Here is an 11900-nt window from a genome sequence, read left to right as displayed (position 1 = left end):
TTACAACAACGAACGAGGACAATGGAAACTAAAAAAATTGACTCCGGTATCATACCGAAGCCAGCTTCTTTTACAACCCGCAGCATAGGGTGTTTTTTATACTCTCCTTGACATAGGGTCCGGTTTAGACAGAGGTAGGTATAATTCTGCTACTAAGGAATTTATACCTACTGAAGAAGATATTAACGATGATTTTTATGATTACATCGATACCATTTCTCTGATTGTAGACAATAAGTTTTACTATTCCGTTAAAATATTAGAAACGGATTACTACAAAGAATTCAATTAATTCAACTTTCAATATCAACTCCCCATCGAGATCATTGCAGTCTCATAAAAAACCAGTATGGAATTTATTTTCCATGCTGGTTTTTTTGCTTATTCAGTTAAACGAATCGTTGACACTTAGTTAAAAACTTTCAGGCGCCTGTTCCCCGAAGGTGTCAAATTCCTTCTTTCAGCATTTCCGCACGGATCTTTTCAATTCTCATATCCAACTCTGAACCGTTAAACTTAGGAAGATGCACCTCACTGACAATCTTACCATCGATCATGAACAAGACACGCTCGCTTTGTGCCGCCACCATGGCATCGTGGGTAACAAACATTATGGTGATCCCTTCCCGATTAAGTTCCGAAAAGATCTCCATGATTTCCTGCGAAGTTTTTGAGTTGAGCGCCCCGGTCGGTTCATCCCCAAAAATGATTTTCGGATTGTTGATCAGCGCACGGCAGATACCCGCACGTTGAAGCTGCCCTCCGGAAACCTGGGTAATGTCGCGCTCGTCCAATTCGGAAATACCCACTTTCTCCATCAGTTTTTTGGCTTTAGTCGATACTTGTGCTCCCTTCTTTCGGTTGTCACGCATTGAAGGGAGCACAATGTTATCTAAGATATTCAGGTTCTTTAACATGGTTGGCTGCTGAAAAACAAACCCCATCCTGGTTCTCCTGATATCGGCCAGCTCTTTTTCGCTTAAGGTTGAAATATCCTGATCTTCAAATGTAACTTTTCCGGATTCAAAATTGTCCATCCCACTGAGCGCAAAAATCAGAGTAGTCTTCCCAGACCCTGAAGGACCCATAACAGCGACGAACTCTCCCTCATTGATTTCTACCGAGACTTCATCAAGAACAGTAGTTTTTTCACTGCCCACACCGAAGGATTTGACTAGAGCTTCAGCTATTATAATTTTATTCATCAGACTACTCCTTTATATTTTCAGAGATTTTGATCTGCGCAATATCTGCTGTTCCGGCTACTGTGGCAATCATTACAAAACTTAACATCAGCAGCGGGCTGAGCAAATAAGATAAAACTGGATTGATTGTAAAGGAAAAGGAAGAAGCTCCAACATAAGCAATCGCCTGTCCGGCCAGTAATTGCCCTAGGCTATTTGCCAGCAGAGTGCCGGTGACCACTCCTACGAGCAGTACAAATACTGCGCGTGACGCAAACTGCATCCTGATATCGCGGGTTGTATATCCAAAAGCCTTCATCACCGCGATAGCGTAGCGTTCTTTGGCGACCAACATTTTCATGAACAGCAGCGTTACCAATACACCTATGAATAAAGCGATAGCAGCTGCAGCATAGGCCGCTGTGCCAACAGAACTAATAGTAGAGCCATAAGTCTGTAGTACATATTCATCAATGGCTGAAACCTTGGCAAAACCAAAGTTGCCTTGGTATTCTCGTGCTTTGCTTTCGACCATGAAAGCATCTGCAAGTTCTATATTGATGATGCTCCACATCGTTTCCGCCGTATCGTCTGCAAAAGCAGCTTTAGCCGTTTTTCCGCCGTTTGTTACATCGGAATAAATGCCACTGATCGTGAAGTCCTTTTCTGAACCGTTTATAAGCAAAGTAACGGAATCACCTGTAACCTTTTCCAACTCCCTTGCATTGATCTCCGACAGGGAAATCTCATCTTCGACAACAGGTGCACTACCTTCAGTATATTCCAGGGGAAACTCTAAGTGGTCGCCGAGTTCTATTATGATCCTTTCTGTAGAGCCGTCTTCTATGATCACATCATATGTTTTAGTGGTCAGCAGGGCATAACTGGCAATGTCACCGTCTGTCTCTATCTTGTCTGCTACTTCAGCAGTCTTTTCAGCAATATTGTCGGTCTGCTGGATATCGATACGCATATCACTCCTGCCGATGCCCATATAGGTAACAAAATTTTCTGAAGAAATTGTATTGTAGAGGTTTTGCGGAACAATCATGATAAAGGCCGAAATGATCAGCACTACGAGCATGGTAGCATAAAGAGCTTTTCTGGCAAGGACATCCTTGACCCCGAGAAACATATTGGGATTAAAGAGCTTGTTTTCGCTGAGTAGTAACCGCTTTGAAGTAGTGTGTCTTTCCCGGGCCATACCAAAACGGATTGCTTCTGCAGCGGATATTTTTCTGAACCGCTTCAAAACTCGGTTAACGTAGATCATGATTGTCAAAGCTATAATAAATACGCCTAACGCTCCAAATAGTGGGGCAAGTGAAGCATTGTCGCTTTCTCCCATGAAAAGCCTGATGTTGACCAGCAACAGATCTTTAAACAGAAAAGAAAGCGCGTAACCGATTGCAGAACCGATCAAGGCAATAGCCGCATATTTTGCCAGATAAATCCTCTTGATATCAGATAAGCGCAAGCCGATAGCCTTCATCACGCCAATCTCGCGATAATCTTCTTCGATTTTTGCTAGCAGGGTAAACCTGATGGATACAAAAGCAATCAATACAACCATAATACTAACCAGCAGGATGACTGCGATCATCATTCCGTCAGAAATTGAATTGATCAATCTAAAAAGAGGGTAGGTTATCGTCGGCCCATTTGCTTCGAGGCCTGCGGCGTTATATTCAGATCCAAACGCCCCGAGGTCTGATAAATCATGGAGCCTGAATTCAATTAGGTATTCAATGCTACCAGAGCTCCTCAGCTCCTCGAAATCATTGTCACTAACTAGGAATCTCTTTGATGAAGAGAGAGTAGAATTCATTTGCGAATCACGGAGAAAACCGGCTACAGTGAACTCTTTTTCGCTAATCAAAGCCCTATCGCCAACCCCAACCACCCCCTCTCTCATGTAGTTGATCGGTACATAAAGCTCTCCATCTTCAGCAGTTATAATCTCATCGTCAAGGTTTAAAAGATAATCAAATTTTTCACTCTGCCTGGAGACACCATTATCCTGAAGGCTTTGGGCGAGCGAGCTATCATCTAAAATAATTCGAGATCCTTCAAGATTAAGGAATTCCAGTACTTGAGACTTTTCAACAAATTCGCTTTCCTCGGCAAAAATATTCAGGCGCTCCATATCCAGTTCTCCGGCATGCATCTGCATAAAGTGTGGTGTTTCAGCCTTGGTCATCATGGAGTCAATCGCACCTGTCAGATTAATGACCAGGATCATAGCCAGCGATACCAGCATAGCAGCGGCTGCGACAAAAAATACAGTAGTCAGGGTCACCGCTTTACTTTTTTTGAAGTCATTTTTGATCAGCTTGTAGTACATAAGTCACCTCTCTATTTAATCATCTTAGCTGTATTGCGATTTAAGTAATTACCTAAATCGTAATACAACTCCCATATGGTTATTGCTCTCAAAGATAAAATATATGGTTCAGAAAAACTTTAATTAGTGCAAAATCACTTAGGGTTAAAAAACGATGACACTATTACAGATTTTAAAAAGCGGTTACATCATCAATCGTAAAGAAGAGTATAGTTTGCTGCATGTATGATTGTGGATTTCCAAAGAATAATTCCTGCATATAGCCTTAAGCAATCTATGTACTATTTACATCCACGTCGCTTATGTCTGTGTTTGGGTATGTATGGTCTGCCGAGCAATCACTTTAACCCTGACTTACATATAAGCACTCAAACAGACATCGATATAGGTTATTACTAGACATAATTAAAAAGATACTAGGGAAAATGTTAGTTAACCGTCGTAAGTCTGCTTTAGATAAATTACATCCATTTATTGATTATATTATAGCACCTACTTTATTTTAAGCACACCGAAATGTACGACGTATCAAAACAAAATGTAACTATTCAACTCGCCGAATTTTCTTTTCGATTTTCTTAACTATAATCTCTTTTAGTTAAAGCTTGAATCAAAAAAACTGAAAATATAACTGTCATTACAATTCATCCTTTATTATTATCCGTAAGCGATGAATAGTTGAGTGCCTACACATAAAAAACGGACACCTCTATACTGAGAGATGTCCGAAAAATAGTATGAATGTCTAGCGACATTCCATCTGCACCTTTGGATTCCATGGCAAATAAGCCTCCAAAGGCGTATTTTGTCGATTTGGCAGGTGAGTTAATAGGTAATCGAGATACTTTCGCGGATGTAATCCGTTGGGTTTGGCTGTTTCGACGAGACTTGAAATAGTCGCGACGGCATGTGCACCGTTAGAGGATTTAGAGAAGAGCCAGTTCTTTCTTCCCATGACAAGTGACTTGATTCCACGCTCAGCTAAATTATTGGAAAGCACTAGACAACCCTAGCTGAGAACGTTCATCATTCGCTCTTTTTGATTCAGCGCATAGTTGACCGCTGTCCCGAGCTTTCCATGCGCAGTCAATGAGGCGCACGATTCAAAGAATTTCTCGAGCTTCGGCTTTAATAGTTCCAGACGCTGTTCATAACGATCAGTAGCGGATAAGTCTTTTAAGGACTTATCCAGTGCAAACAACGCGTTACACAAGGTCAAACTCTTATGAGCCACACTCTTACTGGAATAATTCTTTGGACGTGCGTCATAGAGCTTTCGTCTAATCTGCGCGAGACAAGCGATCATCGTCATACCTGGAAGATTGTTGTACCCTGAGAATCCATCACTACGTAAATAGCCGGTATAATTCTCCAAAAATTCTCTGGGAACAGATCCGCTGCGTGATGGACCAAACTTAAAGATATGTATGGCGTGCTCGCTATATTTGCCCGTACTAAACAACCACATGTAGGACTTTTGTCGGTCCTTGTCATTCAGCACTTTGAAGGTTGTTTCGTCGGCATGAAGAACCTTCTGGTTCAGGATTTCTTGTCGCATTTCAGCCACGAGCTCTTCGAAATATTACTGGGACATTTTAATGTGCCAGTTCGTAATGGTGTGGCGGGGTATCGGATAATTGAGCAGATCCCAGTAAGCCTCTTGTCGGTAGGCTGGTACTTTTTGCTCGAACTTCTGATACATCGTTTCCGCTATAAGTGCCGCAGATGCAGCTGTATTATTTAGTGGTAATCTAGGGATCTCAGATTTTGAAAAAGGTGTGCGCGTCCCGCTTTTCTCGCAGTTCGCACACGCATACGTCTTCTGAAAATGTCTGTGATTTTCAACTTTTGCCGGAATAAATTTCACTTCCTGGCGAATCAGCTGCGTAGACACTTCTTTCATTGCTTCTTTACATATAGGGCAAGTGCAGGATTCAATTTCATTTATATGATCGACCGTCGGAAGAGACGCTAACTGCTGGTCTTTAAACCCTTTGCGTTTTTTGCGACGGACAACCAAAGCGACAATGAATTCATCTTCGTCGCTTTGGTCACCAGTCTGCTCTGGTTCGCTAAAAAGGCAATCATTGAACAAGTTTCCCTGGTTGGGATCATTTTTCAAGGTTTCTTTTTTGGACCGTAAAGTTTTTGAGTTAGAAATTCAATCTGTTCTTTCTGTAAAGAAAGCTCATCATATTTTTGAGCGATCGTCGTTCTCAGTTTTCCATTTTCTTCTATAATTTTTTCTAGCTTTTCAATAATCACTTCAAACTGTTTTTGCTCTTTATAGACATGAACACTACTCCTCACATAAATGGTAGTTAAATTCTACTATAATTAAAAAAAGAAAACGAGAGAGTCATTGAAATTTTCATCAATTCCTCTCTCGTTTCTTAGGCTATACTCCCTTTAACCGTAGTTTTAATGGAGACTTTCTGGTTGATAGATAATCCTTCCAGAATCCAACGTAACTGTTGTGTCGTCAACTTTTGAACCTCGTTCTGGTTACGAGGCCAATTCAATTTACCATTCTCTAATCGTTTATATAAGAGAAGGAAGCCGTCGCCTTCCCAATAAAGAGCTTTGAACCGATCTTTACTTCCACCACAGAATAGAAAGAGAGCGTTGTTATAAACATCCATATCAAATTCTTCAGTGATTGTTGCGGCTAATCCATCGATTTGGCGACGCATATCCGTTTTCCCACACACAATAAAAATATTCTCTACTTGAGTAAAGTCAACGAGCTTCATTGATAGCCATCTCCATAAGGAGAATTTTCAACGTCGATGGTTTGATCCCCTCATATATAAGCAGCTCTGTCTGACTGTTTTTTAAATGTGCCACTAATTTCTGTGGCAGGGGCTTCCCAACGGTTCGACGATTATTTTGATCGTCCTGCAACTTCACAGGTACGATAGTTTGTTTATTCTTTTCCAAATTAAAAACCTCCTGCGTATTTAAGATGTCTCAATTTTAACAGGAGACCGGCAGGACTCACAGGTACCTAGCTATTCATCGCTTACCATTTTTTTGAAGGGAAAATATAAAAAATTGAGTGTCCTACTTTCGGTTAATTACCGAAAGCAAGACACTCAATTCGCTGCATAATAATGTTGTTATCTCTAACTCCAAATTTTGGGGGAGGGACACAACATCAACGAATATGAAACTTCATAAGTTAATAGGTGATTTTTTTGTTCAATTTTATAACGTTTTATTATTTTCAAAATGTTTGAGAGTTCATTTCTTTTTATTAGTGTGGTCTACTTTTATCAAATTCAAAAAACTTTAGAGTTAATTAATCTGCATCTTCTTCGGTTTCTTCGTCAACTGGATTTACAGCTTCTTCTTTAGTGTCTTACTCTACTTCTTGTAATTCAAAATCAGAAGGAATCAAAACTGTATCAATCGCGTGTACAACGCCGTTTGTTGCTTCAATATCGGTTGTACTTATTGCGGATTCATTCACCATGGGATCTCCCGATAAGTCAAATGTTAATTCTTCTCCATTAACTGTTTCTGCGGTCATTCCATCTGTTAAATCAGCAGCTAAAACTTTTCCAGAAACAACATGATACGTAAGAATATCACCTAAATCAGGTTGTGCAAGTAATTCTTCAGCTGTAATATCTAATTCACCTAACAGATTTTCAAATGCAGCGTCAGTCGGTGCAAATACTGTAAAAGGACCTTCGCCTTGAAGAGTTTCAACAAGTTCTGCTTCTTGAAGAGCAGATACTAAAATGCTGAAATCAGGATTACCTTGTGCAATACCGACAATATCTTCTTCAGCGGTTTCTTCCATAGTTGTATCCTCATCCATTGGATCCTCTTCCATAGTTGTATCCTCATCCATTGGATCCTCTTCCATATTATCGTCTGTTGCACATCCTGCAAACAATCCAACGGCTGCGAGCGAAATTACACCTAATTGTAACTTCTTCAATAATTCTTTACTCATAATAAATCCACCCTCTCTTATAGTATAAAAGAACTCTTAAACAATAGAGAATGAGCTCATTCTCTAACTACAAATTACTTTTACGAAGAATAACTAATTTTTATTTTGTCTAATAGTTTGTGGTTCAAGATCTCTTAGACCTTTAAGATCAAAGATACTGAATCCTACTTTAGAAAAAATAGGTAACAGTATAAAAGCTGTAACATCTATTGATTGTGATACTATTCCTAGACCAGAAGGACCAAGTAACCACGCTGTTGGGTAACCAATCCAGAAAAGGGTTAAATATAATGCTACGTTTCTATAATGGTGATAGAGTTTTTCATCACTTTTTTTCGCAATATTCTTCAGCGGTACCCAAACAATATAAAAAATGATTAGTAAAGCGACTGTTCCAATAGAATACCATGCATAGTTTAAAGGGCTTTCTGAAAGACTTGCTATAAGACCGGTCAGAATCATGATTACGTCCAAAAATACAAGAGATAAAATAATAGAAATATTCTTTTTGGTATAATACATCGCTGTAAACGCTAACGCTACAAGCAATAACGGTGTCGTAAACACCCAATCTAAATATCTTGCAAAGTATACTGTCCTTTCAGAAACTTCTAAAAACCCTTGCCCTGCGGCAATTGAAAAATAAGCTATTGCTGACCATACGGGAATGAAAATTGCAATCATATACTCATATTTCGGTACCCCTTTAGGTTCTCTACTTTGAATGTAAAAATAGAGAGCCCCAATAAGCATGACTGCAACATAAAACCAATGACCTTGTGAAATAAAATTATCCATAATGAACCGCCTCTCCTCGAATTAAGCAGTATCTTCCTATCATCTAATCATTATAAAAAGATATAACAATCAATTCCATCCGATTTGATTGCCGCTGATATCGCTTTCCTCCTTTCAGCGCAAGTATAATATATATCAAAAAAATTAACAAAAGTAAGCTCCTGAGAAATTTAAATGTAAATTTCAAGTATAAAATTACAAAAATGAAAGAATAATGTTATTTATGAAAAGACAGCACAGAATATTCGCTAAAACTGCTACTGTGGGTATGCTAGGAGTGGTGATTTCTACTAATATAGCTCCTTTAATAGCTAATGCACAGGAAAATCCTCGATTTTCGCACAGTAGATCAGAAAAGTCGTAAGCGGTGAATAGTTGAGTGCCTACACATAAAAAACAGACACCTCTATACTGAGAGATGTCCGAAATATAGTATGAATGTCTAGCGACATTCCATCTGCACCTTTGGATTCCATGGTAAATAAGCCTCCAAAGATGTATTTTGTCGATTTGGCAGGTGAGTTAATAGGTAATCGAGATACTTTCGCGAATGTAATCCGTTGGATTTGGCTGTTTCGACGAGACTTGAAATAGTCGCGACGGCATGTGCACCGTTAGAGGATTTAGAGAAGAGCCAGTTCTTTCTTCCCATGACAAGTGACTTGATTCCACGCTCAGCTAAATTATTGGAAAGCACTAGACAACCATCGCTGAGAACATTCATCATTCGCTCTTTTTAATTCAGCGCATAGTTGACCGCTGTCCCGAGATTTCCATGCGCAGTCAATGAGGCGCACCATTCAAAGAATTTCTCGAGCTTCGGCTTTAATAGTTCCAGACGCTGTTCATAACGATCAGTAACGGATAAGTCTTTTAAGGACTTATCCAGCGCAAACAAAGCGTTACACAAGGTCACACTCTTACTGGAATAATTCTTTGGACGTGCGTCATAGAGCTTTCGTCTAATCTGCGCGAGACAAGCGATCATCGTCATACCTGGAAGATTGTTGTACCCTGAGAATCCATCACTATGTAAATAGCCGGTATAATTCTCTAAAAATTCTCTGGGAACAGATCCGCTGCGTGACGGACCAAACTTAAAGATATGTATGGCGTGCTCGCTATATTTGCACGTACTAAACAACCACATGTAGGACTTTTGTCGGTCCTTGTCATTCAGCACTTTGAAGGTTGTTTCGTTGGCATGAAGAACCTTCTGGTTCAGGATTTCTTGTCGCATTTCAGCCACGAGCTCTTCGAAATATTACTGGGACATTTTAATGTGCCAGTTCGTAATGGTTTGGCGGGGTATCGGATAATTGAGCAGATCCCAGTAAGCCTCTTGTCGATAGGCTGGTACTTTTTGCTCGAACTTCTGATACATCGTTTCCGGACTCCATGCACTCTATTGCAATTTGAATACGTTCTTCTAGATTAGTTTTTCTTGAAGTTTTCATACGGCTTCCTCCACTTTTTTTTTGAAGTTCTTGCCGTTATTATACAACTTTATCCACTCTCGTAGTTGACGAGTTGCTCTAATTCTGAATTTTATACAGATATTTGACAAGCTGCCTTCTCCTGACTGATACGCCTCTACAGCCTTAGTTTTGAGTTCTTGACTATAGCTTCGATTATATCCAGTGTTAAGTAGTCCAAGAGATCCTTCCTGCATTTAAAGATGAACCCAGGACTTAAATGATGTGTAATCTACTCCTGCCATTTTAGATGCTACTGATGCAGATATTTCCCCCGTCAAGTATCTCTGTATGAGAAGTATCTCTTCTTCTGCAGTCCCTTTTGTTTTATGTGACATGATAAATGCCCCCTTTATGATTAACAGTGTTTTTGTTATTCACTGTCCTTCATAAAGAGAGCATATCAAACAACGTAAACACGCCATTTTCAGGGGGTTCTATATTATTAACTAGTTAAGCAGTACGATTGTCTCAACATGTGTCGATATAACAATGCATACAACTGTAAAAATAGAAGTGGTATCAGCCATGATAATAATAACTTGTTATGTAGTTGAACCATAAAGTTAATATAATGACTTGACTCTAAACTCTTTCTTTACTCAAATTGTAATTGAAAATATTCTGGAACGATCTGGGGAACTTTTCGGTCTAATATATGTAAAACAAGTTTGGAAACAAGGACACCCGGTCCTAATGCCTGCCCTACGCTGATCGTTGGTATGGTACGGTCTTCAACCCAGGTTGCTATTTTTTCTTCTGTTACGTATTCAGGAAGTTTTTGAGCATATTTGGACGGTGGAAATGCTTGACCTTGTAATTCATCAATTGTTTTATCCTCCGATATACCTACATATTCTTCAAGCTTTAATCCCACTGGAGAAAAAGTCATCACGGAAGTGCCGAAACCAAGAGCTACCGCAGTCGTCACGAACAAGTCTTTCTGACGAGCGGCACGATGGAGAGCAACAGATTCAGGAAATGCAAAGTAATCGATAGCATCAATTACATAATCCGCTCCATCCACAAAAGATGGTGCATTCTTTTCATTGACCCCTTCATGATAACAGCTGATTTCGATCTCGGGATTGATGGTAAGTAAATGATTTTTTAATGCTTCTGCTTTTCTCTGTCCAACTGTAAGATGTGTTGACGCACATTGTCGATTGATATTAGAAACGTCAAAAACATCCGGATCTGCCAAAATTAATTTGCCAACACCCATACGAGCAAGCAATTCAGCAGAAAAGCCACCAATACAACCGCAGCCCGCTATAGCAATCGTTGTCTCATGAAGTTTCTGAACTTCTTCTTCTGTCATAATTCCTAAATTTCGAATAAATTGATCCTTAATCATTATTTTATTCCCTCCAGTAAATTTTCTTCACTTTCCACAAAATACTCGTATAAGGTAGGTCGTTTCATCTTTAATGCTGCAAGACATTCTGATAGATTCATCACACATGGAATCGTTTTTGACCCAAGATAAACATTCGGTTCGCCTATGACTTCAAATGGAAATTTAAAGATTCGTTGCATATATCGGTATACTCTCTCATCGATGCAACAAACCCAGTGTGTAAGACCGTTATTTAATGAATAACTTAAAACTGTTCTCATTAGACCTAATCCCACATCATGTTTCGGCATCTTGGTAAATGCACTAATTTCTGCATATTTATTTTTTTCGAGTCCTGCTAATTTTATTTTTTCAACATCAAAAATATTGAAATGTTTCATAGTTGGAAGATCATCCAATGACATAAAAATGAGTCTAGTAACTCCAACAACTTCCTTTAAATTAGCATTTTGAACAACAAAATAAGTCGAATAATCTTTGTAAAGATCATTCTCATTTTGTTTAAAAAAACCAACTTCTTTATAACGCTGATGATGCAATGCGATTGCTTCCTTACTTAGAGCACCCTCTGCTTTCCTAAAAAAATATTCTTCTTTGACTTCCAATTTAACACACTCCCTCAAAAAACTTTTGTCACTCTTTTATTGAACGTGAATTAACAATGAATTAAAAGGATTTCCGACATTTTTTCTTGGTTTATAGTTATTTAACCAAAAAAATGTTAAACTTTTATAGGCTAGTTATTTTAAAAATAAAAAAATATAGGATGATAAAC

The 11900-nt window shown here is 39.1% G+C and carries 14 protein-coding genes and 2 pseudogenes; 1 reads left to right on the top strand and 15 read right to left on the bottom strand.

Going from position 1 to position 11900, the window contains the following annotated elements; genetic code table 11:
* Window positions 1-88 (top strand): IS3 family transposase (locus AX762_RS13445; RefSeq protein ID WP_143139312.1); only part of this gene is annotated, 88 nt, incomplete at its 5' end.
* Window positions 89-446: 358 nt separating this feature from the next.
* Here the strand turns inward: AX762_RS13445 and AX762_RS10055 are convergent.
* The 15 genes and pseudogenes from AX762_RS10055 to AX762_RS10000 all read right to left on the bottom strand — a co-directional run bounded on the left by AX762_RS10055 (window position 447) and on the right by AX762_RS10000 (window position 11730).
* A complete protein-coding gene (locus tag AX762_RS10055; protein WP_071849003.1) occupies window positions 447-1205 on the bottom strand; it encodes an ABC transporter ATP-binding protein in 759 nt (252 codons plus the stop codon).
* A gap of 4 nt (window positions 1206-1209) precedes the next feature.
* Window positions 1210-3528 (bottom strand): ABC transporter permease, encoded by a 2319-nt coding sequence (locus tag AX762_RS10050; RefSeq protein WP_071849002.1) that lies wholly within the window; start codon window positions 3526-3528, stop codon window positions 1210-1212.
* Window positions 3529-4273: 745 nt separating this feature from the next.
* Window positions 4274-4423 (bottom strand): transposase domain-containing protein, encoded by a 150-nt coding sequence (locus AX762_RS13440; protein ID WP_371261675.1) that lies wholly within the window; start codon window positions 4421-4423, stop codon window positions 4274-4276.
* Between the two features lie 21 nt (window positions 4424-4444).
* A pseudogene (locus AX762_RS13210) lies at window positions 4445-5548 on the bottom strand (IS66 family transposase); the annotation flags it as partial.
* Between the two features lie 373 nt (window positions 5549-5921).
* On the bottom strand, window positions 5922-6281 hold the full coding sequence (tnpB, locus tag AX762_RS10040) for an IS66 family insertion sequence element accessory protein TnpB (protein ID WP_071849001.1): 360 nt from the start codon (window positions 6279-6281) through the stop codon (window positions 5922-5924).
* Window positions 6268-6468, bottom strand: coding sequence for a hypothetical protein (locus AX762_RS10035; protein ID WP_071849000.1), 201 nt, complete (start codon window positions 6466-6468; stop codon window positions 6268-6270). The genes tnpB and AX762_RS10035 overlap by 14 nt, the downstream gene beginning before the upstream one ends.
* Window positions 6469-6889: 421 nt before the next feature.
* On the bottom strand, window positions 6890-7492 hold the full coding sequence (locus AX762_RS10030) for a fasciclin domain-containing protein (RefSeq protein ID WP_218162506.1): 603 nt from the start codon (window positions 7490-7492) through the stop codon (window positions 6890-6892).
* A 93-nt stretch (window positions 7493-7585) separates the two neighbouring features.
* A complete protein-coding gene (locus AX762_RS10025; RefSeq protein ID WP_071848999.1) occupies window positions 7586-8290 on the bottom strand; it encodes a bacteriorhodopsin in 705 nt (234 codons plus the stop codon).
* A gap of 442 nt (window positions 8291-8732) precedes the next feature.
* On the bottom strand, window positions 8733-8942 hold the full coding sequence (locus AX762_RS13435; RefSeq protein WP_371261674.1) for a transposase domain-containing protein: 210 nt from the start codon (window positions 8940-8942) through the stop codon (window positions 8733-8735).
* A 9-nt stretch (window positions 8943-8951) separates the two neighbouring features.
* Window positions 8952-9617, bottom strand: a pseudogene (locus AX762_RS13205) (IS66 family transposase); the annotation flags it as partial.
* Window positions 9568-9747, bottom strand: coding sequence for a hypothetical protein (locus AX762_RS13200; RefSeq protein WP_083432915.1), 180 nt, complete (start codon window positions 9745-9747; stop codon window positions 9568-9570). The pseudogene AX762_RS13205 and the gene AX762_RS13200, both read right to left, overlap by 50 nt.
* Window positions 9744-9962: a helix-turn-helix domain-containing protein gene (locus tag AX762_RS13430; protein WP_071848997.1), complete on the bottom strand. Its 219-nt coding sequence runs from the start codon at window positions 9960-9962 to the stop codon at window positions 9744-9746. The genes AX762_RS13200 and AX762_RS13430 overlap by 4 nt, the downstream gene beginning before the upstream one ends.
* Entirely contained in the window at window positions 9963-10103 is a 141-nt protein-coding gene (locus AX762_RS12825; protein WP_177244087.1) for a hypothetical protein, read from the bottom strand.
* A gap of 260 nt (window positions 10104-10363) precedes the next feature.
* Complete coding sequence (locus tag AX762_RS10005; protein WP_071848996.1) at window positions 10364-11122, bottom strand: ThiF family adenylyltransferase; 759 nt, start codon at window positions 11120-11122, stop codon at window positions 10364-10366.
* The gene (locus AX762_RS10000; RefSeq protein WP_071848995.1) at window positions 11122-11730 is read right to left on the bottom strand and encodes an acyl-homoserine-lactone synthase; all 609 of its coding nucleotides are present in this window, start codon (window positions 11728-11730) and stop codon (window positions 11122-11124) included. Before AX762_RS10000 ends, AX762_RS10005 begins: the two co-directional genes overlap by 1 nt.
* Window positions 11731-11900 lie beyond the last annotated feature (170 nt).

Source organism: Alkalibacterium sp. 20, assembly GCF_001885615.1.
Classification (GTDB): Bacteria; Bacillota; Bacilli; order Lactobacillales; family Carnobacteriaceae_A; genus Alkalibacterium.
The sequence above is the reverse complement of the archived record's forward strand: the minus strand, read 5'-3'. Positions and strand labels throughout refer to the sequence as shown.

Bases quoted from the DNA above. Each gene is read 5' to 3' on its own strand.
- AX762_RS13430 (WP_071848997.1), bottom strand. From the start codon at position 9,962: ATGCAGGAAGGATCTCTTGGACTACTTAACACTGGATATAATCGAAGC.
- AX762_RS13200 (WP_083432915.1), bottom strand. From the start codon at position 9,747: ATGAAAACTTCAAGAAAAACTAATCTAGAAGAACGTATTCAAATTGCA.
- AX762_RS10030 (WP_218162506.1), bottom strand. From the start codon at position 7,492: ATGAGTAAAGAATTATTGAAGAAGTTACAATTAGGTGTAATTTCGCTC.
- AX762_RS13435 (WP_371261674.1), bottom strand. From the start codon at position 8,942: ATGGGAAGAAAGAACTGGCTCTTCTCTAAATCCTCTAACGGTGCACAT.
- AX762_RS10055 (WP_071849003.1), bottom strand. From the start codon at position 1,205: ATGAATAAAATTATAATAGCTGAAGCTCTAGTCAAATCCTTCGGTGTG.
- AX762_RS10050 (WP_071849002.1), bottom strand. From the start codon at position 3,528: ATGTACTACAAGCTGATCAAAAATGACTTCAAAAAAAGTAAAGCGGTG.
- tnpB (WP_071849001.1), bottom strand. From the start codon at position 6,281: ATGAAGCTCGTTGACTTTACTCAAGTAGAGAATATTTTTATTGTGTGT.
- AX762_RS10025 (WP_071848999.1), bottom strand. From the start codon at position 8,290: ATGGATAATTTTATTTCACAAGGTCATTGGTTTTATGTTGCAGTCATG.
- AX762_RS12825 (WP_177244087.1), bottom strand. From the start codon at position 10,103: ATGTCACATAAAACAAAAGGGACTGCAGAAGAAGAGATACTTCTCATA.
- AX762_RS10005 (WP_071848996.1), bottom strand. From the start codon at position 11,122: ATGATTAAGGATCAATTTATTCGAAATTTAGGAATTATGACAGAAGAA.